Here is a 25065-nt window from a genome sequence, read left to right on the forward strand (position 1 = left end):
CGCAACGCCTGGGGCTTTTCAGTTGCGCCGAACGCCCGCGTGCGCGCGATCAGCGCGCCGGCAGCGGTTGCGGCACCGGCAGCGGCCTGCCAAGCAGCACACCGACCACCACGGCGAACACCAGCGCCGCCACCCCGGCGCTTTGCAGCACCGTCTCGAAGCCGCCGATGAAGGCGTGCTGCGCCAGCGGCGCGAGGGTTTCGCGCAGTGCCGGGTCGACCATAGCCAGCGCTGCCGGCAGGTCACCGGCGGCAACCCGGGTGGCCATGTCGCCGACCTTGTCCAGTTGCCCAGGCGCCACCCCTGCCACCGCCTCACGCAGCAATTGCCCGCTGCGCGCCGCCAGGATGCCGCCCAGAATGCCGATGGCCAGCACGATGGCACCAAAACGCGTGGTAGTGCTCAGGCCCGAGGCCATGCCGGTGCGCTCGCGTGGCACGCAGGCCATGATGTTCTTCTGCGTGTCACCGTTGAGCAGACCGGCCCCGGCGCCCAGCACGATGCTGGCCAGGGCGAAGCTCAGGTAGCCGCCATAGCTGGCCGCCGCGCCGCACAGCAGGTTGCCCGCGCCCACCAGCAGCAGGCCCAGGGCGAACACCTGGGCGCTGCTCAGCCGCGCCGACAGGCGCATGCCCAGGCGCGGGGTCAGCAGCATCGCCAGGGCAAACGGCAGCATGCCCGCGCCGGCAGCCAAGGCCGACAGTTGCAGGCCGTTCTGCAGGTACAGCGGCAGCAGGGTCATCATCACCTGGGCACAGGCGGCGTAGGCGAACATGCCCAGCAATGCACCGATGAAGCGTGCGCTGCGCATCAGTTGCAGGTCGATCATCGGCCGCGCCTGGTTGCGCTCCACCAGAATGAACAGGCCGAACAGGAACGCTGCGATCACCAGGCGCCCAAGGGTCTGGGCACTGCCCCAGCCGACCTGGTTGGCATCGATCAGCGCCCAGATCAGGTAGCCCAGGCTGCCGGCGAAGGTCAGGCTGCCAAACGGGTCCAGCCGCGCAGCGGCGCTGTCGCGGGACTCCTCGACACTGCGCCGCACCATCACCGCCAGCACCGCCACCAGCGGCAGGTTGATGTAGAAGATCCAGCGCCAGCCCAGGGTGCTGGCGATCAGCCCGCCCAGCAGCGGCGCGAAGGTAATGGTCGCGCCCATGCAGGCGCCCCAGAACGCCCAGGCCCGCATGCGCGCCTCGGGCTCGTGGAAGCGGTGGCCGATGGCAGCCAGTGCCGAGGTCAGCAGCAACGCCGCGCCCACGCCCTTGGCGGCCCGTGCGATGTCGAGGAACACCAGGGTGGGCGCCGCGCCGCAGGCCAGCGAGGCGAGGCCGAACAGGCCCAGGCCCAGTTGCAGCATGCGCCGGCGCCCGAAGCGGTCGGCCAGGCTGCCGGCGGGCAGCAGCAGTGCGGCGAAGGCCAGCAGGTAGGCGCTGACCACCCATTCGATGTCGGCGAACGAGCCGGACAGGTCGCGGGCGATGCTCGGCAGGCTGACGGCGACGATATTGGTGTCGAGAATGATCAGGGCGCACACGGCCGAAGCCGTGAACAGGGTGAAACGGGCGGAGGACATTGCAAGGCTCCCGTGCAAGGCGATCTGGGGCCGGTGTCGCGGTGTCCGAGCAGGCTGCCGCGACAGGGCCGGTGTAGCCACCGGATGCTCATCGGCGCAGCGGCTTTGCCGCCACGTCACGCATCTTGTAGTGTTACTACACATTACCGCCGCAACGGCCTGGCCTTGTTAGCCAGGATCGCCTGCGTCATTAGCCTGCAGCTAACGAGACCCCATGGAAATCCGCCATTTCCGCTATTTTCTCAGCGTCGCCCGCCTCGGCCACTTCACCCGCGCCGCCGAGCAACTGGGCATCGCCCCGCCGACCCTGAGCCGGCAGATCCAGGACATGGAAAGGCAGCTGGGTGTGCGCCTGTTCGAGCGCAGCCAGCGCGAGGTGTGCCTGACCGCCGCCGGCGAGGCGCTGCTGCCCGAGGCCGAACAGGCGGTGCGCCAGTTCGATGCCGCGCAGCTGGGCGCACAACGGGCCGGGCGCGGTGACGTGGGGCGTATCGAGTTGGGGTATGTGGCCTCGGCGGCCTTTTCGGGGCTGCTCCAGCAGCAGGTGACGCGCTTCAGCCAGTCGCACCCGGGGGTGGTGCTGAACATCCGCGAGCAACCCATGGCCGAGTCCCCCGCGCTGGTGCGTGACGGTGTGCTGGATATCGCCTACGTGCGCACGCCGATGGACCTGCCCGACGAACTGGTCGCGATGGACCTGCACGAAGAAGGCTTTGTCCTGGCCCTGCCGGCCAGCTCGCGGTTGAACGAGCTGCCGCAGATCATGGCCGCACGCCTGGCCACCGAAACCTTCATCTTGCCCGAGCAGATCTCCGGCACCCTGGCCGTCGCCGCCCAGGGTGGCTTCGTGCCGCGCCTGGGGCCGCAGCCGGGTAGCCTGGTGGCGGTCATCACCCTGGTTTCGCTGGGCCAGGGCGTGGCGCTGGTGCCCGAGTCGGTGCTGCAACACATCACCCTGCCGCAGGTCAGCTACCGGCGCATCGCCGACAGCCAACCCACCTCGTGCCTCACCGTGCTGCATCGGCGTTTCGAGAAGGCGCCCGCGGTGATGCGCTACATCGAGGCCCTGCGCAGCGGCCAGGGCTGATCGCACCCGCGCGCCTTACAGACGCTGCAGGGCCGCCGGCAAGGCGCGGGCGAAGCGCTCGGCCACGTCGTCCACCTGCGCGGCGGTAATGATCAGCGGCGGCAGAAAGCGCACCACGCAACCGTTGCGCCCACCCAGTTCGATGATCAGCCCGCGCTTGAGGCATTCGTTCTGGATCAGCGAGGCCAGCTTGCCGAACCCCGGCGCATGCCCCAGCGCATCGGCGGCCCCTTGCGGGTCCACCACCTCGACGCCGAGCATCAGCCCGCGACCGCGAATGTCGCCCAGTTGCGGGAAGTCGCGCTGCAGCACCGCCAGGTGCTCGCACAGCCGTGCGCCCATGGCCTCGGCGTGGGCAGCCACGTCGTGTTCCTTGAGATAACGCATCACCGCCGAGCCTGCAGCCATGGCCATCTGGTTGCCACGGAAGGTGCCGGCGTGGGCACCCGGCAGCCAGGTGTCGAGCCAGTCGCGGTACACCACCACTGCCAGCGGCAGGCTGCCGCCGATGGCCTTGGACAGCACCACCACGTCCGGCACGATGCCGGCGTGCTCGAAGGCGAACATCCTGCCGGTACGGGCAAAGCCGCTCTGGATCTCGTCGACGATCAGCGCCACGCCCGCCTGCTCGGTGATGCGCCGCACGCCGCGCAGCCAGTCGAGGTCGGCCGGGATCATGCCGCCCTCGCCCTGCACCACCTCGACGATCACCGCCGCCGGCAACTGCACGCCGCCTTCGGGGTCGCTCAGCAGGTTTTCCAGGTAGCGCAGGTTGACCTGCACGCCCTGCTCGCCGCCCAGCCCGAACGGGCAGCGGTAGTCGTAGGGGTATGGCAGGAACTGAACGCCGTTGCCCAGCAGCGCGCCCATCGGTTTCTTCGGCCCCAGGCTGCCCATCAGGCTCAGCGCGCCCAGGCTCATGCCGTGGTAGCCGCCCTGGAACGACAGCACCGTGCTGCGCCCGGTGGCAGTGCGTACCAGCTTGAGCGCGGCCTCCACCGCATCGGTGCCGGTCGGCCCGCAGAACTGGATCCGGGCCTGGGCGCTGAAGGCCGGTGGCAGCAGGCCGAACAGGTCCTGCACGAACTGGTCCTTGACCGGCGTGGTCAGGTCCAGGGTATGCAGCGGCAGGCCGTCGGCCAGCACCTGCTGGATCGCCTCGATCACCACCGGGTGGTTGTGGCCCAGGGCCAGGGTGCCGGCGCCGGCCAGGCAGTCGATGAACTGGCGGCCCTCGACGTCTTCGACGTAAAGCCCCTGGGCACGCTTGAGCGCCAGCGGAATGCGCCGCGGGTAACTGCGTGCATTGGACTCCTGCTGCTTCTGTCGCGTCAGCAGCGGCGAATCTTCGAAGTGATAAAGCGTTTCGCCAGGCTCGTCGGCTGAAGAAGCCGGCTGTGCCTGGGCAAGGCAGGTAGCGACTGACATCGGAAGTAACCCTCGCAAGCAAGCGGATGGTCCCGCCACGCGCCGATGGCCAGCGTTGTGTCGGGATGTGTACTCGCTTGAAAGACGCACCAACGCCCTGCGGATTTAGCGCGCGGGGCGGTCTTCTAGAAGGTTTTGTGCATCAGTTGCAGGTGCAGGCCATGAAATCCCAGCGCCTCACCGCTGGGCGAATAACCCAGACGTGCGAAAAAATCCTGGGCCGAGGCGGTGCTGTACAGCGATGCATGGGTACAGCCCCAGCGGCGCAAGGCGTGTTCCAGGTCCAGCACCAGTGCCCGACCGATGCCATGCCCTGTGTAGTCGCGCTGCACGAAGCACTGGCAGATCTCGCCGCTGCGCAAGGCCAGCGCGGTAGCCACCGGGCGACCCTGCCAGCGCCCCAGGTTCAGGTACAGGGCCGGGTCGCCCAGCCAGTCGGTGATCTGCGCACGCTGCTTGCTGCGCGACCAGGCGTCGATCACCTGCAGGTCGCCGTGATGGTCCTGGTCGGCTGCGGTGGCGATGCTCTGCTGCATCAGCCGCTCGATCAGGGCGGCCTCGGCCGGCCGGGCCCTGGCAATGCGAATCCGTTCGTCCATGAGTGTTCCCTGGTGCTGTGCGGTCCACACCTTACGGGGGCGACCGGCGCCTGACGAGGCCGGCGGGGTTACATTTGATGTGCACGCAACGGCATCTGCAGCAACACGCGCAAGCCGTCGGCGTGGCTGTCGAACGTCAGCGAGCAGGCGCAGCGCTGCACGATCGCCTGCACGATCGCCAGGCCCAGGCCACAGCCTTCGCTATGGCCATTGCGCCAGAAACGCTGGGTCACATGCTGCAGGTTCTGTGCATCGATGCCCGGCCCATGGTCGCGCACCAGAAAGCCCACGGTGTTCGCCTCGACCTGAACATGCAGCTCCACCGGCGCATCGGCGGCGCTGTGGCGCAGGGCGTTGTCCAGCAGGTTGCGCAAGGCCGCCACCGCCAGCGCCGCGGGCATGTCGGGAAACACCTGGCCCGCCGGCGCCGCAGCCTGCAGCACGATGCGCCGATTGTCGCCCAGGCCCGCATCCTGGATGGCCTGGCGGGCGATCTGCTCGGCGCTGTACTGCACGCCATCATCGAACGACAGACTGCCTTCCACCCGCGCCAGCAACAGCAGTTGCTCCAGGGTACGGTGCAGGCGATCGGCGCCCTGCTCGGCATGCTCCAGGGCCTGCTCGCGCACCTTGCCATCGGTCATGCGGGCCACTTGCAGGTGGGTCTTGATCGCCGTCAGCGGGCTGCGCAGCTCATGCGCGGCATCGCCGGTCAGGCGCCGTTCGCGCTCGATGGTCTGGCCGATGCGCTGGAACAGCTGGTTCTGGGTTTCGAGCAACGGCTGCAATTCGCTGGGCAGGGCACGCACCTGCAACGGCTCCAGCGAATCGGGGCTGCGCCTGCGCAGTGCGTCGCGCATGCGGTTGAGCGGCGCCAGGCCCTTGCCCACCCCCAGCCACAGCAGCCCGAGGCTACCCAGCAACGCCACCAGCACAGGGGCCGAGGCCGCCAGCAGGATCGAGCGGTTCAGCGCCTCGCGCTCCAGGTGCCGGTCGGCAGTGGTGATGCGCACATCGCCGCGTGCATAGGTGAAGCTGCGCCACAGTGCGCCATCGATCATCTGGTCGTGAAAGCCGCTGCGCTGGTCGTCGAGGGTCTGGTCGGCATGGTTGTGGCTGCGCGCCAGGATCTCGCCGCGCAGCGAGCTGACCTGGCAGGCCATGCCATCGGGGATGCTGAACTGGTCGGTGCTCAGGCGCGTGCCCTCGCCCTTGCTGGTCAGCGGCTGCGGCAACTGGTCGATCAGGCCGGCGACCATGCGCGCCGAAGCCACCAGGCGCTGGTCGAGGGAGAACATCATCTGCTGGCGCAGGTCGCACAGCATCCACGTCGCGGCCAGGGCCCAGATCAGGATGAAGGCAGTGCCCAGAATCAGGCTCAGGCGCAGGCGCAGGCTCATCGTTGCAACGCCTGCGGCACCTGGGCCGGCCCCAGGCGATAACCCAGGCCGCGCACGGTCTCGACGATGCCGTTGCCCAGCTTGCGGCGCAGGTGATGGATGTGCACGTTCAGGGCATTGCTTTCGACCTCGTCGCCAAAGCCGTAGACGCTGTCCTTGAGCTGCTCGCTGGACAACACCCGGCCGCGGTTCTGCAGCAGGGCCTGGAGCAGCGCCTGTTCGCGGCGCGACAGGTCCACCGGCTGACCGGCCAGGTGCGCTTCGCAGCTGGAGGGGTCGAAGCTCAGCGGGCCGTGTTCGATGACGTTGACACAGCGCCCGGCCACGCGGCGCAGCAGGGTGTGCAGGCGCGCGGCCAGCTCGCGCAGATCGAAGGGTTTGAGCAGGTAGTCGTCGGCGCCGGCCTGCAGCCCGTCGACCCGGTCGGTGACCGCATCGCGCGCGGTCAGGATCAGCACCGGCAGGCTGTGGCCCTGCTGGCGCAGGCGTTGCAGCAGCTTGAGGCCGTCTTCGTCGGGCAGCCCCAGGTCCAGCACCATCACGTCGAAATGCGCGGCCTGCAGCATCGCCCGCGCCGCACTGGCGCTGGCCACGCGGTCGACGGTCAGGCCCTGGGCACTCAGGCCGGCAATGATGCCGCTGGCGATCAGGTCATCGTCTTCACAGAGCAGTACGTGCATGGGGCGGGCTCGGTCGTTGGCAGAAAGGCCCAGTGGGCCACAGGCGGATTAACCGGGGATTATGCCGCGCCCAGGCGCTCACGTCGCCTGCGAGGCGACGGCTGCCCATCGGTTAACCCTGGGTTAATCCATGCCGGTCAGTCTTGCGGGCTTATCGCACTGCCAAGGCGTCGACATGCGCGTATTTCTGCTAGCCCTGCTGTGGCTGTTCAGTTCGCTGAGCCAGGCCCAGCCCTTCAACAACCCTTTTGCCCAGAGCGAATTCCTGCCCGTGGAAAAGGCCTTCGTGTTCAGCAGCGAGCGCCTGCCCTCGGGGCAGATGCGCCTACACTGGCAGATCAGCGACGGCTACTACCTGTACCAGAAGCGTCTGAAGTTCGATGGCCTGGCCCCCGAGGCGGTACCACCACTGCCGCCGGCCCTGCCCCACAGCGACGAGTACTTCGGCGAAACCCAGGTGTACCGCGGCGAACTCGAGCTGCTGATACCGGCCAACGCCACCGGCCAGTTGCGCATGGGCTGGCAGGGCTGTGCCGACGCGGGGCTGTGCTACCCGCCCCAAACCAGCCCGGTCGACCTGGGCGGGCAGGCCGCAGGCGCCGAGCAGGCCAGCGACCAGGCCCTGGCCGGCAGCCTCGGCGAACACCCGCTGGCCTGGAGCCTGCTGGCCTTCTTCGGCCTGGGACTGCTGCTGGCCTTTACCCCCTGTTCGTTGCCGATGCTGCCGATCCTGGCCGGGCTGGTGATGGGCAACGGCGCCAGCACCCGCCGCGGGCTGGTGCTGGCAGGCGCCTACGTGCTGAGCATGGCGCTGGTGTATGCCGCCCTGGGCGTGGTTGCCGCACTGCTTGGCGCCAGCCTGCAGGCATGGCTGCAGCAGCCTTGGCTGCTGGGCAGCCTGGCCGCGCTGTTCGTGCTGCTGGCCCTGCCGATGTTCGGCGCCTTCGAGCTGCAACTGCCCACCTTCGTGCGCGACCGCCTGGAGCGCGCAGGCCGCAACACCCGTGGCGGCAATCTGTATGGCGCGGTACTGCTGGGGGCCTTGTCGGGCCTGCTGATGGGGCCGTGCATGACCGCCCCGCTGGCCGGCGCGCTGCTGTACATCGCGCAGAGCGGCAATGCCGTGCATGGCGCGCTGGTGCTGTTCAGCCTGGGGCTGGGCATGGGCCTGCCGCTGTTGCTGCTGGTGACCGTGGGCAACCGCTACCTGCCACGTCCGGGGGCCTGGATGAACCGGGTCAAGGCGGTGTTCGGCTTCGTGTTCCTGGGCATGGCGCTGTACACCCTGCGCGCGGTGCTCGACCCTGCGCTGTGGCTGGGCCTGTGCGGGGCCTGGCTGATCGCGCTGGCCTGGGGCGCCTGGCCCGCGGTCCACACCCTGCGCGCCCTGCAACCGGCCGTGCTGCTGGCGGGCCTGTGGGGCGCCTTGCTGGTGGTGGGCGCGGCCGGTGGCGCGAGCAACCTGCTGCAGCCCCTGCAACCCTATGCCGGTGGCACCGGCAATGCCGTGGCTGCGCCCCACGCCGACGCCTTCACCACGGTGCGCACCCCGGCCGAGCTGCAGGCGCAGCTGGACGCCGCCAAGGCCCAGGGGCAGTGGGTGTTCCTGGATTACTACGCCGACTGGTGCGTGTCGTGCAAGGTCATGGAAAAACAGGTGTTCGCCCGCCCCGAAGTGCTCGCCGCGCTGGAAGGCGTGCGCCTGGTACGCCTGGACGTGACCGCCGATGCCCCGGCCAGCCAGCAGTTGCTGCAGCGCTACCAGGTGCCCGGCCCGCCGAGCATGCTGTGGATCGGCCCCGAGGGTGACGAGCGCCGGGCCAGGCGCATCACCGGTGAAGTCAACGCCGCCACCTTCCTGCAACACTGGACCGCCACCCGGAGCCAAGGCTGATGCTGACCGTTAACCTGGGCCCCCTGACCATCGCCCTCGACCACCTGCTGCTGCTCTGCGCCCTGGGCCTGGCCACGCTGGTGGGCTGGCGGGTGGCCAGGCGCGGCGGCGACAACCCCGAGGCCGCACTGTTTCGCCTGTTCCTGCTCGGCCTGCTGTGCGCCCGGCTGGGGTTCGTGGCGCGCTACTGGTCGATGTATGCCGAAGACCCGGTGCAGATCATCGACATCCGCGATGGCGGCTTTTTGCCCTGGGCCGGCCTGGTGGCGGTGCTGCTGGGGGCGGCCTGGTACGCCTGGCGCCAGGCGAGCCTGCGCCGGCCACTGGGCTGGGGCCTGTTCAGCGGCGCGCTGTTCTGGTTGCTGGCCAGCTGGGCCAGCCACCTCTACGAACAGGGCACGCAACTGCCGGACCTGGCCCTGCGCGATGCCCAGGGCCATTCGGTGGCGCTGCACAGCCACCGCGGCCGGCCGTTGGTGATCAACCTGTGGGCCACCTGGTGCCCGCCGTGCCGGCGCGAGATGCCGGTGCTGCAACAGGCCCAGCATGATTATCCGGACGTGACCTTCCTGTTCGTCAACCAGGGCGAAACCCCGCAGATCGTCACCAACTTCCTGGCCACCACCGGCCTGAACCTGTCCCATGTACTGTTCGATACCGGTGGCCAGCTGGCCCAGCAGGTCGGCTCCATGGCGCTGCCCACCACCCTGTTCTACGACGCCGAGGGGCGCCTGGTGGGCAGCCACCTGGGGGAGCTGTCCCGTGCCAGCCTGCGCCATGCCCTCGAATCCTTCGACCGCGATACCGCGCTCGCTCCCACCGTTCCAGCAAGGACGACACCATGAAAGTTTCCGCCATTACCCTCGCCCTGGGCATGTTCGCCACCCAACTGGCCGTCGCCGAAGAATTGCCCAAGGCCGTGCAGCAGATCGAGGCCAAGGGCGCCAAGGTCACCGGCAGCTTCGATGCGCCCAATGGCCTGAAAGGCTATGCCGCGCAGTTCCAGAACCGTGGCGTGGCCCTGTACCTGACCCCGGACGGCAAGCACGTGCTGGTTGGCAGCCTGTTCGACGAACAGGGCCAGGACCTGAGCGAGGCGCCGCTGGAGAAGCTGGTGTATGCACCCATGGCCAAGCAGGTGTGGGCCAAGCTCGACAAGACCGCGTGGATTGCCGATGGCAAGGCCGATGCACCGCGGGTGGTGTACCTGTTCAGCGACCCCAACTGCCCGTACTGCAACATGTTCTGGCAGCAGGCACGGCCGTGGGTGGACTCGGGCAAGGTGCAATTGCGCCACATCATGGTCGGCATCATCCGCGCCGACAGCCCGGCCAAGTCGGCCGCGTTGCTGGCCAGCGCCGACCCGCAGAAGGCCTTGCAGGCCCATGAAAGCGCGGGCAAGGCCAGCACCCTCAAGCCGCTGGCGAAGATTCCGGCGCAGGTGCAGGCCAAGCTGGATGCGAACCTGGCGCTGATGGAGGAGCTGGGATTGTCGGCTACGCCGGCGATCTTCTACCTGGATGACAAGGGGCAGCTGCAGACCCAGCAGGGTGCGCCGCGGCCAGAGATGTTGGGGAAGATACTGGGCAAGCGTTGAGGTTGTTGGGACGACAAAAATCTGAAGCCGGGCACCAGGGCTGGCGATGCAAATCCCACAGGCCATGGCCTGCAGGATCGGTGTTGTCAGCCTTGTTTGTTCGGCCGAAGATCGCAGTAGGGCCATCATGGCCTTTGGGGGTTGGGGTGGCGCTACAGCATCACCAGCGTCAACACCACCAGCAACGGCAACAGCACCGCACACGACCACGCCATGTACCCGAAGAAGCTCGGCATCTTCACCCCGCGCTGCTCGGCTATCGCCTTGACCATGAAGTTCGGCGCGTTGCCAATGTAGGTCATCGCCCCCATGAACACCGAACCCATGGAGATCGCCAGCAAGGTCTGCGGCATGCGCTCCATCAACACCTGCGCATCCCCAGCCGCCATGTTGAAGAACAACAAATAGGTCGGCGCATTGTCCAGGAAGCTCGACAAGGTCCCGCTCAACCAGAAGTACATGCTGTCGATCGGCTCGCCCTGCGCACCACTCACGCTCGCCACCAACCACGCCAACTGGCCGTCACTGCCGGCCCGCAATATCGCAATCACCGGGGCAATGGTGAGAAAGATGCCCGCGAACAACTTGGCCACCTCGACGATCGGCCCCCAGTCGAACTCGTTGGCAACCCGCAGGCCGCGCGGGGTGAACCACAACGACAGCAAGGCCAGTACCACCAGCAGGCCGTCACGCAACAGGTTCTGCACCTCGACCCGAGTGCCCATCAGCTCGACGCCAATCCCCGGTTTCCAGAGGCCCGACATCAATACCGCCAGCACCACGCCCGCCAACAGCAGGAAGTTGCGCTTGCCCAGCAGGCGCAACGGCGCATCCGGCGTCGGGTCTTCGGCCAGCATTTCGTTTTCGCGGCGATAGTAGTAGCGGTCGATCAGGTAGAACACGCCCAGCAACGGCACCGCCAGCAACACCACCGGCAAGGCCATGTGCTGCAGGGTCCAGGCAAAGCTCACACCCTTGAGAAAACCCAGGAACAACGGCGGGTCGCCCAACGGGGTCAGGCCGCCGCCGACGTTGGCCACCAGAAAGATGAAGAACACCACCACGTGCGCGGTGTGCTTGCGGTTGTCGTTGGCACGCAGCAGCGGGCGGATCAGCAGCATCGCCGCCCCCGTGGTGCCCATCACCGAGGCCAGCACCGCCCCCAGCGCCAGCAACCGCGTGTTGAGCCACGGCGAGCCATGCAGGTTGCCCTCCACCACGATCCCGCCCGAAATGGTGAACAGCGCAAACAGCAGGATGATGAACGGCAGGTACTCGGCCAGCAGTACGTGCACGCCCAGCCCCAGGCTGGCGTGCCAGCCGAAGGCAAAGCAGAACGGCAGCGCGAACAGCAGCGTCCAGCCCAGGGTGATCTTGCCGAAATGGTGATGCCACAGCGGTGCGGCCACGATGGGCAGCAAGGCGATGCTCAGCAGGATGCCGGCAAACGGCACGCCCCACAGCAGGCCCATGCGCGCGCCATCGACCTCGGCGGCGCTGGCGATGCCCGGCAGGCACAGCAACAAGAGGGCCGCCAGCAGCGACAGACAGGAACAACCACGAAACAAAGCAGGGAAAAGGCGCATCGATACCGACCGTGTGCAGATGAACAGCAGCGCGCCAGCCCGAAGGCTGGCGCGCATGAGCGAAGCATGGATGCTAAACCAAAATGCCCCGCTCGGCTGCCTACAACGCCTCCAGCGAAGCCATCAGGTTACTCAGCCGGTCGACCTTGTCGTCGCTCAGCACGGTGGCCTCGAGGCCCTCCACATAGATCGCCAGTTCCTCCACGCTGCTGCATTCGAACATGGCCCGCAGCGGCACGTTCAGTTGCAGCACCTTCTGCACCCGCGAAGCAATCTGGGTGGCCAGCAGCGAATGCCCGCCCAACTCGAAGAAGTTGTCGCGCACCCCCACCCGCTCGACCTTGAGCACATCGGCCCAGATGTCAGCCAGTTGCTGCTCCAGTTCACTGCGCGGCGCCAGATAGGCCTGGCAGTGCTGCTGGCCGAACTCGATGGCCGGCAGCGCCTTGCGGTCGAGCTTGCCGTTGGCGTTGCGCGGCAACTCGGCCAGCCACGCCCAGTGCAGCGGCACCATGTACTCCGGCAGTTCGGCGCGCAGGCGCTGGCGAACCTGTTCCAGCAATGGCGCCGTGTCGGCACGGCTGTCGGCCGCCACCAGGTAGCCGACCAGGTGCTTGCCGTTTGCACCCTCCTGCACGCCCACCGCCGCGTCACGCACCTGGACCTGTTCATGCAGGCGTGCCTCGATTTCGCCCAGTTCGATGCGGTAGCCGCGAATCTTCACCTGGTGATCGATGCGCCCCACGTACTCCAGCACCCCGTCGGCACGCCGGCGTGCCAGGTCGCCGGTGCGGTACAGGCGCTCGCCCGGGGCGCCGAACGGGTGCGGGATGAACGCCTGGGCCGTGCGCAGCGGGTCGCCCACGTAGCCGCGCCCTACCCCGGTGCCGGCCACGCACAGCTCGCCCACCGCGCCCAGCGGCACCAGCTCGTGATCTTCACCGAACAGGTACAGGCGGTTGTTGTCGGTCGGCGTGCCGATCGGCAGGTAGCTGCCCTGGGTGGAGGCCGCATCGACGCGGAAGAACGCCACGTCATCGGAGCACTCGGCCGGGCCGTAGGCATTCACCAGGCCGACCTGCGGGTAGCGCTCCAGCCACTGCCAGGCCAGTTCCGGCGGCATCGCCTCGCCGGTGGGCAGCATCCAGCGCAGGCCGCTCAGGTGCTGGCGCTCGTTGCCCAGCATGCCCTGGATCAGCGACGGCACGCTTTCGAGCACCGTGATGCCGGCGGCCTGCACATGCTCCAGCAGCCCTTGCGGATCGTGCGCGATGGCATTGGGCACGATCGCCACCTGCGCGCCGAACAGCGGCGCGGCAAGGAACTGCCACACCGAGATATCGAAACTTTGCGAGGCGGTCTGCGCGATCACGTCCGCCTCGCCCAGTTGCAGGTACGGCACCTTGCTCAGCTGGTTGTTGAGCATGCCGCGCTGCTCGACCATCACGCCCTTGGGCAGGCCGGTGGAGCCGGAGGTGTAGATCACGTAGGCGAGGTTGTCCGGCGCGCTGTAGATGCCCGGGTTGGCTTCGCTGCCGTCGCCGGCCTGAATGTCCTCCCACACCAGCAGGCGCGGCCGCCCGGCACACCCCAGTTCGTCGAGCAGGGCCTGTGCCTGGGCCAGGCAGGCCCGGGTGCAGACGATCACCGGGGTGCGGCTGAGCTCGACGATGCGTTGCAGACGCGCGCCGGGCAGGCCCGGGTCCAGCGGCAGGTAGCCGGCGCCGGCCTTGAAGCTGCCGACGATCATGCCCAGCAGCGCCAGCCCGCGCTCGGCCAGCAGTGCCACCGGCTGGTCGACCTGCACCCCGGCCGCCACCAGGGCATGCCCGAGGCGGTTGGCCTGGCAGTTCAGCTCGGCGTAGCTGCACTGCTGTTCGAGGCAGCGTGCGACCACCCGCTCGGGATGCGCCGCCACCCTCGCCTCGAACAACGCCGCGTAGCTCTGCTGCAGCGGATAGGCATGCTCGCTGCGGTTGCAGTCCTGCAGCAGGAAGCGCTGTTCCTGCTCGCCCAGCATTGCCAGCTGCGCCACATCGCCGTGCAAGCCCTCCATCAGCGCCAGCAGCAGGCGCTTGAATTCGCCCAGCAGGCGTTCGACTGTGGCGCGGTCGAAGTAGCGCTGGTCGAACGACAGGTGCAGGCCCAGGTCGTCGCCGGGGTAGCACACCGCCGTGAGCGGGAAGTTGGTGTGGGTGCGGCCCGAGTCGGAGGTTGCATTCAGGCTCTGGGCGCGGTCCAGCACCGCCACTTCGACCGGGGCGTTCTCGAACACGAACAGGCTGTCGAACAGCGGCTGGCCCTTGGGCAGTTCGCTGCATTCCTGGATGTTGACCAGCGGCAGGTACTCGTACTCGCGCACCTCCATGTTGCGTTCCAGCAGGCCCTGCAGCCACTGGCGCACCGAACACCGCTCGCCGGGGGCCGGCAGGGTGACACGCAGTGCGATGCTGTTGATGAACAGGCCCACGGTGTGCTGCATCTGCGGCAGGCTGACCGGGCGCCCGGCCACGGTCACGCCGAACACCACGTCACGCTCGCCGCTGAAGCGGCTGAGCACCAGCGCCCAGGCCGCCTGGGCGAAGGTGTTGACGGTCAGCTGATGGGCCTGGGCCAGCTCGCGCAGGCGTACCCCGTCCTCCACCGCCAGGCGCGTGTAGCAGTCGCCCACCTGCATGCCGCCGTGATCGCCCGCGTGCTCGCGCAGCAGCGGGCGGTCGCTTGGAAGGTAGGTGGTGCGCTCGAAGCCCTGCAGGTTCTGCCGCCACCACTGGCGCGCCTCGTCCAGGCTCTGGTGCTGCAGCCAGCCGATGTAGTCGCGGTAGCGCGGCGGCGTCGCCAGCTGCGCCTCACGGCCCTCGCCCAGGGCCAGGTAGAGCTCGAAGAAGTCGTTCATCAGCAGCGAGCGGCACCAGGCATCGATGAGGATGTGGTGGTTGCTCATCATGAACCAGTACTGCGCCTGGCCCACGCGGATCAGGCGCAGGTGGAACGGCGCCTGCTGCAACAGCTCGAAACCGGCCTCGCGCTCCTGCTTGTGCAGGGCCTGCAGGCGTGCTTCGTGATCGGCCTGCGGGTCGGCGCTCCAGTCCTGATAGTCGATAGGCGTGGTGCCGGGCTTGTGAATGATCTGCAGCATGCCTTCGCCGGCATTCCAGCAGAACGAGGCGCGCAGGGCTTCGTGCCGCGCCACCACCGCCTGCCAGGCCTGGGCGAAGCGCTGCGGGTCGATCTCGCTGTTGATGCGGTAGCGGTCCTGCATGTAGTAGATGCCGGTGCCCGGTTCGAGCAGGGTGTGCAGCAGCATGCCCTCCTGCATCGGGGTCAGCGGGTACACGTCCTCGATCTGCGCGGCGGGCACCGGCAGGCTGTCGATCTGTGCCTGGGTCAGGCGCGCCAGCGGGAAGTCCGACGGCGTGAAGCTGCCGTTGGCGTCATCCAGGCAATGGACGATCAGGCTCGCCAGCTCGCCGAGGTAGGCGCGGGCCAGCTCTTCGATGGTCTGGGTGTCGAAGCGCTCGCGGCTGAAGGTCCAGCGCAGCTGCAACTGGCCGCCGTACACCTGGCCGTCGACGCTCAGCCAGTTGGGCAGCGGTGCGTCGAGGTCGTGGGCCAGGCCCGCGGGTTCGTCCACCGGCTGATACAGCGCCGCACTGCCGAACTGCTGGTCGAACTGGCCCAGGTAGTTGAAGGTGATGCGCGCCTGGGGCAGCGCGGCCATGGCTTCGCGGGTGGCGTCATCGGCCAGGTAGCGCAGTACCCCATACCCCAGGCCCTTGTGCGGCACGCTGCGCAGTTGCTCCTTGATCGCCTTGATCGAGGCCGCCTGCCCGGCGGCCTCCTCGATGTTCAGCGGGCTCAGGCGCAGCGGGTAGGCGCTGGTGAACCAGCCGACGCTGCGGCTCAGGTCGATCTCGTCGAACAGGGTTTCGCGGCCATGCCCTTCGAGCTGCACCAGCACCGAGGTATCGCCGCTCCAGCGGCACAGCACCCGGGCCAGCGCGGTCAGCAACAGGTCGTTGACCTGGGTGCGGTAGGCCGCGGGGGCCTGCTGCAGCAACTGGCGCGTCTGCCCCTGGCTCAGTTGCACGCTGACGGTGTGCGCCTGGCGGTGCAGGTTGGCACCCTGGGGGTGGTCGCACGGCAGCTCGCGGGTGGCGGCACTGAGCTGCGCCTGCCACCAGTGCTGCTCGTCACGCAGCGAGTCGCTGCCGGCATAGGTGGCCAGGCGTGCGGCCCAGTGGCTCATCGCGCAGGTCTTGGCCGCCAGCGGCTGGCCACGGTACAGCGCCTGCAGGTCTTCGAGCAGCATGCGCCACGACACGCCATCCACCACCAGGTGATGGATCGCCAGCAGCAGGCGCTGGGCGCCCTGCCCGTCCTCCACCAGCAGCGCACGCAGCAGCGGGCCGTCGGCGAGGTCGAGGCTGCGCTGCACATCGCTGTACAGGGCCTGGCAATCCTGCAGATCGGCCACCGAGGCCTGCCACAGCAGTGCGCGCGTATCGGCCGGGGCGTAGCTGGCGCGGCCCTCGCAAAAGCGCAGGCGCAGTGCATCGTGATGCGCCACCAGCGCCTGCAGGGCCTGTTCCAGCGCGGCGCCGGCCAGGCGTTCGGCAGGCGCCAGCAGCACGGCCTGGTTCCAGTGCTGCGGTTGCACCACGTCGCTGTCGAAGAACCAGTGCTGGATCGGCGTGAGTGCTGCGGCGCCGCTGAGCGGGCCCTGTTCGATCAACGTGGCCTGGCTGCGGCTGACCACCGTGGCCAGGGTCTGCACGGTCTGCTGCTGGAACAGGTCGCGGGCGCTGAAGTGCAGGCCCAGCTGGCGGGCGCGGCTGACCACCTGGATCGACAGGATCGAGTCGCCGCCCAGTTCGAAGAAGTTGTCCTGCAGGCCCACGCGCTCGACGTTGAGCACATCGCGCCAGATCGCGGCCAGTTGCTGCTCCACCTCGCTGCGTGGCGCCTCGTAGTGCTCGCCCTGCTCCCTGTCCGGCAGCGGCAACGCGTGACGGTCGAGCTTGCCGTTGCCGGTCAGCGGCATCTGATCCAGCAGCACCAGGTGGGCGGGCACCATGTAGTCGGGCAGGTTCACCCGCAGTTGCGCCTTGAGGCTGTCGCGCAGCGCCGCCTGCTGTTCGGCGCCGGCCTGTGCCTGCTCGCACACCAGGTAGGCAGCCAGTTGCTTGCCGCCGGGCATGTCCAGCGCCAGCACCACGGCCTCGCGCACGTCGGCATGTTCCAGCAGGCGGCTTTCGATTTCACCCAGCTCGATACGGAAGCCGCGGATCTTCACCTGATGGTCGATACGCCCCATGTACTCCACCAGCCCGTCGGCGCGCTGGCGCACCAGGTCGCCGGTGCGGTACAGGCGCCCGCCCCGCTGGCTGAACGGGTCGGCGACGAAGCGTTCGGCGCTCAGCCCAGGTCGATCATGGTAGCCCTGGGCCAGGCCTGCGCCACCGATGTACAGCTCGCCAATGGCGCCCTGCGGCAGCAGCGCCAGGTCGGCATCGAGGATGTACGCCACGCGGGCGCCGATCACCCGGCCGATCGGCACGCTGCCGACGCCCGCTTCAAGGGCCGGTGGTGCCAGGCAGGCCAGCGGCATCACCACGGTTTCGGTGGGGCCGTAGGCATTGAAGAACTGCGCCGGCTTGAACGCCTCGCGAATGCGTTGCAGGTGCTCGCCGGTCAGGGCTTCGCCGCCGGTGATGCACAGGCGCACCGGCAGCTGTTCGTCGCGGCTGGCCAGCCATTGCGCCAGCTGGCTGCCGTAGCTCGGCGTGAAGCCCAGCACGCTGACCTGCTGCTGGCGGATCAGCGTGCAGATTTCCTCGGCGCCCCACTGCCCCTGGGCGCGCAGCACCACCCGTGCGCCGCTGAGCAATGGCACCAGCAGGCGCTCGGTGGCCGCGTCGAAGTTGATCGAATAGAAGTGCAGCTCGCAGTCGTCGCTGCGCATGCCGAACGCCTCGATCACCGCCAGGCAGTGCATGGCGATCTCGCCATGGCTGACCACCACGCCCTTGGGCTTGCCGGTGGAGCCGGAGGTGTAGATCAGGTAGGCCTGATGGCCCGGCAGGCTGAGTGACGGCAAGGCCTCGGCGCTGTAGCCGTGCAGCGCCGCCGCGTCGTCGTCCAGGCACCAGCGGGCCACGCCGGGCGGCAGCTCGCCCAGCCTGTCGAACAGCGCGCGCTGGCCCAGCAGCAGGCCGATGCCGCTGTCCTGGATCATGTACTGCAGGCGTTCGAGGGGGTATTCCGGGTCCAGCGGCACGTAGGCGCCGCCGGCCTTGAGGATCGCCAGCAGGCCGATCACCAGCTGCGCCGAACGCTCCAGCGCCAGGCCCACCCGCACCTGCGGGCCCACGCCACGTTCGCGCAGCATCCGCGCCAGGCGGTTGGCCCGGGCATCGAGCTGGGCGTAGCTCAGGTGTTCGCCGGCAAAGGTCAGTGCCAGTGCATCCGGGGTGCGCTGGGCCTGTGCACTGAACAGGTCATGCACGGTGCGGTTCAGGCCCGGCGCTGCGGGGTCGCCGGCCAGGTTGTCGAACAGGGCCTGGCGCTCGCCCTGGCCCAGCAGCGGCAGTTCGCACAGGCGTTGCTGCGGGTCGGCCAGCAAGGCGTCGAGCAACCGCTGCCAGTGCGCCGCCATGCGCGCGATGCGCGGCGCGTCGAACAGGTCGCAACTGTAGGTCAGGCAGCAGCCCAGGCGACGGTCGAGGTCGGTGACTTCCAGGTTGAGGTCGAACTTGGTCGCCCGGGCGTCGTTGACCAGGTACTCCACCTGCATGCCGGCCAGTTGGCGGCTCTGCTGGAATTCCCAGCGCTGCACGTTGCACATCACCTGGAACAGCGGGTTGTAGGCGGCGCTGCGCGGTGGCTGCAAGGCTTCGACCAGGTGGTCGAACGGCAGGTCCTGGTGCGACTGGCCGTCGATCACGGTCTGGCGCACCTGCTCGATCAGGTCGGCCACGCGCATCTGTCCGTCCAGCTGGCAACGCAGCACCTGGGTGTTGAGGAAGGCGCCGATCAGCCCCTCGCTTTCCGGGCGGATGCGGTTGGCCACCGGTGCGCCGATGCGCAGGTCGGTCTGCCCGCTGTAGCGGTACAGCAGCAGCGCCAGGGTGGCGGTCATGGTCATGAACAGGGTCAGGCCATGCTCGGCATTGAAGGCGCGCACCCTGGCGGCCAGCTCATCGCTCAGGTCGAAGCGGTACAGCTCGCCGCGGTGGCTCTGCACCGCCGGGCGCGGACGATCGGCGGGCAATTCCAGCACCGGGTGTTCATCGCCCAGCTGTGCGCGCCAGTAGTCCAGCTGGCGCTGGCGCTCGCCGGCCTCCAGCCACTGGCGCTGCCACACGCTGTAGTCCAGGTACTGCACCGGCAGCGGTTCGAGCGGCGAATCGCGGTCGTCCAGAAACGCTTCGTACAGCTCGCCCAGCTCGCGGGCAAAGATGTCCATGGCCCAGCCTTCGGTGACGATGTGGTGCAGGGTGAGCACGAAGTAGTGCTCCTGCTCGCCGGCCTTGACCAGGCAGGCACGCAGCAGCGGGCCGGTCTCCAGGTCGAACGGCTGGTGCGCCTGCTCGTCGGCCAGGGCCTGCAGGCGCTGCTGGCGCTGCACCTGGTCGTGGGCCGAAAAATCCAGCCAGTTCATCACCAGCCCGGTGTCGGGCGAAACGGCCTGGTACGGTACGCCATCGATGCTCGGGAAGGTGGTGCGCAAGGTCTCGTGGCGCACGATCAGCGCCTGCAGGGCCTGTTCGAAGCGGCTGACGTCCAGCACCCCGCGCAGGCGTGCCATGCCGCCGACGTTGTAGGCCGGGCTGTCCGGCTCCATCTGCCAGAGGAACCACATGCGCTGCTGCGAGTACGACAGCGGCACCGGCTGGCTGCGGTCGATGCGCGTTATTTCGCCTTGCAGGTTGTGCTGCCCGGCCAGTTGCAGGGCCTCGATGCGCGCGGCGAAGGCGCCCAGCGCGCTGGCTTCGAACAGGGTGCGCAGTGGCAGTTCGACGTCGCAGGCCTGGCGCGTGCGGGCGATGATCTGGGTGGCCAGCAGCGAGTGCCCGCCGAGGGCGAAGAAGTCATCGTCCAGGCCGACCCGCGCCAGGCCCAGCACATCACACCAGATGGCGGCGATCTGCTGTTGCAGCGGCGTGACCGGGGCAACATGCACGCGCTGCTGCCAGCTCGGCTCGGGCAGCGCCTTGCGGTCGAGCTTGCCGCTGGGGCCCAGCGGCATCTGCGCCAGGTGCACCAGTTGCGCGGGCACCATGTAGGGCGGCAATTGCGCCGCCAGTGCGCTCAGCAATGCTTCGCCGCAGTCGTGCGCGTGGGTGTAGTAGCCGACCAGTTGCGGGCCGGCCGCCGTGTCGCGTACCAGCACCACGGCCTGCTCCACGCCCGGCTGGGCCAGCAGGCAGGCCTGCACCTCTTCGGGCTCTACACGAAAACCGCGCAGTTTGACCTGCTGGTCGATGCGGCCCAGGTATTCCAGTGCCCCCAGGTCGGCCAGCCAGCGCGCACGGTCGCCGCTGCGGTACAGGCGCTGGCCGTCGGCGCCGGGCACGAAGCGTTCGGCGGTGAGGCCCGGCCGGCCCAGGTAGCCACGGGCCAGGCCCGCACCGCCCAGGCACAGCTCACCGGGCACCCCCACAGGCGAAAGCGCCAGCTCCTCATCGAGCACCTGGCACTGCACGTTGGCCAGGGGCCGGCCGATGGGCGAGCGCAGGCCGTCTTCACGGCGGCAGTGCCAGTGGGTGACATTGATCGCGGTTTCGGTCGGCCCATAGCGGTTGTGCAGTGCCACGTGCGGCAGTACCTGCAGCACACGGTCGCGCAGCGCCGCCGGCAACGCCTCGCCGCCGGAGAACACCAGGCGCAGGCTGATACAGGCGGCCGCCAGGGGCTCCTGCACGAACACCTGCAACAGCGGCGGCACGAAGTGCAGCGTGGTCACGCCATGCTGCTGCACCAGTTCGGCGATGCGCTGCGGGTCACGGTGCTCGCCGGGGCCGGCCAGCACCAGCGTGCAGCCCTGGGCCAGCGGCCAGAAGCATTCCCACACCGACACGTCGAAGCTGATCGGGGCTTTTTGCAGCAGCACGTCGTGGTCGTCCAGCGCATAGGTGGCCTGCATCCAGTGCAGGCGCTCAGCCAGGGCCGCATGGGTGTTGCCCACGCCCTTGGGCTGGCCGGTGGAGCCGGAGGTGTAGATCACGTAGGCCAGGTTGTCACCGTGCAGGTGCAGGCCCGGCGCCTGGCTGGGCCAGTTGTCCAGGTGCAGGGTGTCCATGGCGATGGTACTCACGCCCTCGACCTGGGGCAGGCATTCGAGCACCTCGCTGTGGCTGAGCAGCAGGCTTGCGCCGCAGTCGGCGAGCATGTAGGCCAGGCGCTCGGCCGGGTAGTCGACGTCCAGCGGCACGTAGGCACCACCGGCCTTGAGAATCGCCAGCAGGCCCACCAGCAGCTGCGGCGAACGCTCGGCGGCAATCGCCACGCACACGTCCGGGCCCACGCCCTTGTCGCGCAGGTAATGGGCCAGGCGGTTGGCCTGGGTGTGCAGGCTCGCGTAGTCCAGGCTGCCGCCGGCCCATACCAGCGCGGTGCGCTGCGGGGTGCTGCGCGCCTGTTCGTTGAGTTGCTCCACCAGCCACTGGCCGGGGGCCGCTGCCGGGGCCTGGCCCCAGTCGAGCAGTTGGGCGCGGCCCGGGGCGTCGAGCAGGTTCAGCTCGGCCAGCGGCAGCTGCGGCGCGCTGCTCACCTGCTGCAGCAGGCTGACCAGTTGCGCGGCCAGGCGCTCGATGCTGGCAGCGTCGAACAGCTCGTCGGCATAGTCGAAGGAAAGGCTGATGCGGCCCTGGTGGTCTTCTTCGCTGTGCAGTTGCAGGTCGAACTTGGCCTCGCGGCTGTGCCACGCCAGTTCGTCGGCCAACAGCCCCGGCAGGCGGCGCAAGGCGCCGAGGTCGCGCTGCTGGTGGTTGAACATGACCTGGAACAGGCCCTGCTCGCGGGCCTCGGGGAAGGCTTCGACCAACTGCTCGAACGGCAGGTCCTGGTTGGCCTGGGCTTCAAGGGTGCGCTGGCGCACCTGGGCCAGCAAGGCACTGAAGGGCTGGCGCGGGTCAAGCTCGGCACGCAGCACCTGGGGGTTGATGAAGAAGCCGACCAGGCCCTGGGTTTCCAGGCGCGGGCGGTTGGCATTGGGCACGCCGACACGGATGTCGCGCTGGCCGCTGTAGCGGTGCAGAAGGGTTTGCCAGGCCGCCAGCAACAGCATGAACAGGCTGGCATCGTGGGCCTGGGCCACCTGGCGCAGTGCAGTGCCCAGCGCCGGCTCAAGACGCAGGCTCAGGCGCGTGGCGCTGTTGCGCTGCTGCACCGAGCGCGGGTGATCGGTGGGCAGGTCGAGCACCGGCTGCGCATCGCCGAGCAAGGCCTTCCAGTAGGCGAGCTGGCGGGTACTTTCCCCCTGGGCCAGCCACTGGCGCTGCCAGCTGGCATAGTCGGCGTAATGCACCGGCAATGCATTCAGTCGCGCCTGCTGGCCCTGGCAGGCGGCGGCATACAGGCGCGCGAATTCGTCCAGCAGAATGTTCATCGACCAACCGTCGGCGATGATGTGGTGCAGGGTCACCCACAGCTGATGGGTTTCGTTGTCCTGGCGTACCAGGGTGACCCGCAGCAGCGGCCCGCGCTCCAGGTCGAAGGGTTGGCGCGCCTCGTCTTCGCGCAACTGCTGAACGCGGGCCGGGGTTTCGTGCCCCAGGTCCAGGCTGTGCACCTGCAACGCCAGGTTCGCCAGCACGCGCTGCACCGGTTGCCCGTGGTGGTCGGCAAACACCGTGCGCAGCGCTTCATGGCGGGCCACCAGCGCCTGGAAGCTGCTGCGCAGCGCGGCCTCGTCCAGTTCGCCGCGCAGGCGCAGGCCACCCGGGATGTTGTAGGCCGCACTGCCAGGCTCCAGTTGCCACAGCAGCCACAGCCGGGCCTGAGCCAGCGATTGCGGCAGCGCCTGTTCGCGGGGCAATTGCGCGATGACGCCCTGGGCCACCCCGCCGTCGATGTGCAGGCGGGCCACCTGGGCAGTGAAGCCTGCCAGGGTCGGCGCTTCGAACAGCAGGCTCAGGCTCAGTTCCAGCCCCAGCTCGTCACGCAGGCGCGCCGTGAGCTGGGTGGCGGCGATGGAGTTGCCGCCGAGCAGGAAGAAGTGATCGTCTTCGCCCACCTCGGCCACGTTCAGTTGCTCGCACCACAGCCGCGCGATCAGCGCCTGCAACCCGTCGCCGCTCGGCGCGGCGTGGCATGCGGCAGGCGCCTGGGCATCCGGGAAGCGGGCGTAGCAGTCCAGGCTGCCATCGTGCAGGCGCAGGCGGCAGGCCGAACGCTGCAACTTGCCGCTGGAGGTCTTGGGCAACGCACCGGGGTTGAGCAGCAGCACCACCGCCGGTGCCTGCTGGCAGGCATCGGCGATGACCTGGCGCAGGGTGCGGATCAGGTTCGCCGGCTCGATGACCTTCTGCACGTTGCGGCTGATCTCCACCGCGATGCCGATACCCTCCTTGCCCTGGTCGTCGACGGCGAACACCGCCACGCGGCCCTTGCGCAGCACGTCGACCTCGCGCTCCAGGGTCTTTTCCAGGTCCTGCGGGTAGAGGTTGTGCCCGCGCACGATGAGCATGTCCTTCAGGCGCCCGGTGACGAACAGTTCGCCGTCACGCATGAAGCCCAGGTCGCCGGTGCGCAGCCAGGTGCGCCCGCCGTGCTCGACGAAGGTCTTTGCGCTGGCCTCGGGGTTGCGCCAGTAACCGTGGGCGATGCTCGGGCCGGCGGCCCAGATCTCGCCCACCTGGTTGTCGCCCAGCACAGCCAGGGTGTGCGGTTCGACGACCTGCACCGCGTGCAGCGGCTGGCTGAAGCCGCAGCTCATCTGCACGCTGCCCTCGCCTGCTTCGGCGCGGTTGTGCGCCAGTGCCGCGCTGTCCAGCGCCAGCGCGGGGATACCGCCGCCGCGCACGCTGCCACTGACGAACAGGGTGGCTTCGGCCAGGCCGTAGCTGGCGAAGAAACTCGAGGGCACGAAACCGCACGCGGCGAATTTGTCGGCAAAGCTGTCGAGGCTGTCCTGGCGGATCGGCTCGGAGCCCGAATAGGCCACGCGCCAGCAACTCAGGTCGAGGCTGGCCAGCGCCGCACTGCTGACGCGCTCGTTGCACAGGCGGTAGGCGAAGTCCGGCCCGCCGCTGATGGTGCCGCGGTAATCGCTGATCGCCTGCAGCCAGCGCTGCGGCCGCGCCAGGAAGTAGGCCGGGGCCATCAGCACGCAGGGCACGCCGCTGAAGATCGGTTGCAGCAGGCCGCCGATCAGGCCCATGTCGTGGTACAGCGGCAGCCAGCTGACGATCACGTCGTCGGGGTTCACGTCGATGCCGAAGCCGTGGCGGATCAGCACTTCGTTGGCCACCAGGTTGCCGTGGCTGACCTGCACGCCCTTGGGCAGCGCGGTGGAGCCGGAGGTGTACTGCAGAAAGGCGATGTCGTCCGGCTTGAGCGACGGGGCCTGCCACTGCTCGCCCAGGCCGGCGTCAAGGTGATCGACGCTGAGCAGCTGCGGCGCATCCTCGCCCTTGAGTGCATCCAGGGCCAGCAGGCTGTTGTGCAGGTTGTCGACGGTCAGCAGCAGGCGCGGCTGGGCGTCCTCGATGATCGACAGCAGGCGGGCCTGGTGGTGGGTGCGCGAGGATTCCGGCGGATAGGCCGGCACGGCGATCACCCCGGCATACAGGCAGCCGAAGAACGCGGCGACGTAGTCCGGGCCACTGGGGAACAGCAGGATCGCGCGGTCGCCCGGCACCGCACGCGCCTGCAATGCGGCGGCGATGCTGCATGCACGCAGGTGCAGGTCACGGTAGCTGAGCACGGCCTGGTCGCGGGCGTCTTCGGCGAGAAAGCGCAAGGCCACCCGCTCAGGGGTCAGCGCAGCACGCTGGGTGAGGGCCTGGACCAGCGTAACCGGGAGTTCGAAGGCGTCCGTCATGGAAAGTTCCTGCCAGTGTCTGTACGTGAAAATCGGCATCGCGGGGCGCAGGGAGCCGGGTGTTCGGGCACCGGCACACGCCCTTCAGGGGCCGAGGATGTACACAGGGGAACGGATGAACGGGTGAAATAATTAGGCGCCACTGTGGCGCGGCGACCGGTGATTTTCGA

General features: G+C 68.7%; 11 protein-coding genes. 4 read left to right on the top strand and 7 right to left on the bottom strand.

Annotation, left to right across the window (positions count from 1 at the left end; genetic code table 11):
* Window positions 1-49: 49 nt before the first annotated feature.
* Window positions 50-1576 carry an MFS transporter gene (locus ACPRTJ_RS01405; protein ID WP_054915568.1) on the bottom strand — a complete coding sequence of 509 codons (1527 nt, stop codon included), beginning with the start codon at window positions 1574-1576 and terminating at the stop codon, window positions 50-52.
* Between the two features lie 214 nt (window positions 1577-1790).
* Here ACPRTJ_RS01405 and ACPRTJ_RS01410 point away from each other — a divergent pair, with 214 nt between their 5' ends.
* Window positions 1791-2663: a LysR family transcriptional regulator gene (locus tag ACPRTJ_RS01410; RefSeq protein WP_043862404.1), complete on the top strand. Its 873-nt coding sequence runs from the start codon at window positions 1791-1793 to the stop codon at window positions 2661-2663.
* A 15-nt stretch (window positions 2664-2678) separates the two neighbouring features.
* Here ACPRTJ_RS01410 and ACPRTJ_RS01415 read toward each other — a convergent pair whose 3' ends face one another.
* The 4 genes from ACPRTJ_RS01415 to ACPRTJ_RS01430 all read right to left on the bottom strand — a co-directional run bounded on the left by ACPRTJ_RS01415 (window position 2679) and on the right by ACPRTJ_RS01430 (window position 6770).
* Window positions 2679-4091 carry an aspartate aminotransferase family protein gene (locus tag ACPRTJ_RS01415; protein ID WP_100634396.1) on the bottom strand — a complete coding sequence of 471 codons (1413 nt, stop codon included), beginning with the start codon at window positions 4089-4091 and terminating at the stop codon, window positions 2679-2681.
* Window positions 4092-4216: 125 nt separating this feature from the next.
* Window positions 4217-4690, bottom strand: coding sequence for a GNAT family N-acetyltransferase (locus ACPRTJ_RS01420; protein ID WP_043862402.1), 474 nt, complete (start codon window positions 4688-4690; stop codon window positions 4217-4219).
* 68 nt (window positions 4691-4758) lie between these two features.
* Window positions 4759-6090, bottom strand: a complete 1332-nt coding sequence (locus tag ACPRTJ_RS01425; protein ID WP_104572908.1) for an ATP-binding protein — start codon at window positions 6088-6090, stop codon at window positions 4759-4761.
* Window positions 6087-6770, bottom strand: a complete 684-nt coding sequence (locus ACPRTJ_RS01430) for a response regulator (protein WP_043862400.1) — start codon at window positions 6768-6770, stop codon at window positions 6087-6089. The genes ACPRTJ_RS01425 and ACPRTJ_RS01430 overlap by 4 nt, the downstream gene beginning before the upstream one ends.
* Before the next feature lie 175 nt (window positions 6771-6945).
* Here ACPRTJ_RS01430 and dsbD point away from each other — a divergent pair, with 175 nt between their 5' ends.
* From dsbD to dsbG, 3 genes are read left to right on the top strand one after another with little or no spacing between them, the layout of a single operon-like run.
* On the top strand, window positions 6946-8664 hold the full coding sequence (gene dsbD / locus ACPRTJ_RS01435; RefSeq protein WP_043862399.1) for a protein-disulfide reductase DsbD: 1719 nt from the start codon (window positions 6946-6948) through the stop codon (window positions 8662-8664).
* Window positions 8664-9509: a TlpA family protein disulfide reductase gene (locus tag ACPRTJ_RS01440; protein ID WP_043862398.1), complete on the top strand. Its 846-nt coding sequence runs from the start codon at window positions 8664-8666 to the stop codon at window positions 9507-9509. The genes dsbD and ACPRTJ_RS01440 overlap by 1 nt, the downstream gene beginning before the upstream one ends.
* Window positions 9506-10261: a thiol:disulfide interchange protein DsbG gene (gene dsbG / locus ACPRTJ_RS01445; protein ID WP_043862397.1), complete on the top strand. Its 756-nt coding sequence runs from the start codon at window positions 9506-9508 to the stop codon at window positions 10259-10261. The genes ACPRTJ_RS01440 and dsbG overlap by 4 nt, the downstream gene beginning before the upstream one ends.
* A 152-nt stretch (window positions 10262-10413) precedes the next feature.
* Here dsbG and ACPRTJ_RS01450 read toward each other — a convergent pair whose 3' ends face one another.
* Window positions 10414-11787: a sodium:proton antiporter gene (locus ACPRTJ_RS01450; protein ID WP_229590412.1), complete on the bottom strand. Its 1374-nt coding sequence runs from the start codon at window positions 11785-11787 to the stop codon at window positions 10414-10416.
* 160 nt (window positions 11788-11947) lie between these two features.
* Window positions 11948-24895 (bottom strand): non-ribosomal peptide synthetase, encoded by a 12948-nt coding sequence (locus ACPRTJ_RS01455; protein ID WP_426427868.1) that lies wholly within the window; start codon window positions 24893-24895, stop codon window positions 11948-11950.
* Window positions 24896-25065: the final 170 nt, after the last annotated feature.

Origin of the sequence: Pseudomonas palmensis (assembly GCF_049942755.1) — a bacterium.
GTDB classification, from domain to species: Bacteria; Pseudomonadota; Gammaproteobacteria; order Pseudomonadales; family Pseudomonadaceae; genus Aquipseudomonas; species Aquipseudomonas palmensis.

Excerpts from the sequence above, each read along its gene's own strand:
- ACPRTJ_RS01405 (WP_054915568.1), bottom strand. The coding sequence starts at position 1,576 with ATGTCCTCCGCCCGTTTCACCCTGTTCACGGCTTCGGCCGTGTGCGCC.
- ACPRTJ_RS01410 (WP_043862404.1), top strand. The coding sequence starts at position 1,791 with ATGGAAATCCGCCATTTCCGCTATTTTCTCAGCGTCGCCCGCCTCGGC.
- ACPRTJ_RS01415 (WP_100634396.1), bottom strand. The coding sequence starts at position 4,091 with ATGTCAGTCGCTACCTGCCTTGCCCAGGCACAGCCGGCTTCTTCAGCC.
- ACPRTJ_RS01420 (WP_043862402.1), bottom strand. The coding sequence starts at position 4,690 with ATGGACGAACGGATTCGCATTGCCAGGGCCCGGCCGGCCGAGGCCGCC.
- ACPRTJ_RS01425 (WP_104572908.1), bottom strand. The coding sequence starts at position 6,090 with ATGAGCCTGCGCCTGCGCCTGAGCCTGATTCTGGGCACTGCCTTCATC.
- ACPRTJ_RS01430 (WP_043862400.1), bottom strand. The coding sequence starts at position 6,770 with ATGCACGTACTGCTCTGTGAAGACGATGACCTGATCGCCAGCGGCATC.
- dsbD (WP_043862399.1), top strand. The coding sequence starts at position 6,946 with ATGCGCGTATTTCTGCTAGCCCTGCTGTGGCTGTTCAGTTCGCTGAGC.
- ACPRTJ_RS01440 (WP_043862398.1), top strand. The coding sequence starts at position 8,664 with ATGCTGACCGTTAACCTGGGCCCCCTGACCATCGCCCTCGACCACCTG.
- dsbG (WP_043862397.1), top strand. The coding sequence starts at position 9,506 with ATGAAAGTTTCCGCCATTACCCTCGCCCTGGGCATGTTCGCCACCCAA.
- ACPRTJ_RS01455 (WP_426427868.1), bottom strand. The coding sequence starts at position 24,895 with ATGACGGACGCCTTCGAACTCCCGGTTACGCTGGTCCAGGCCCTCACC.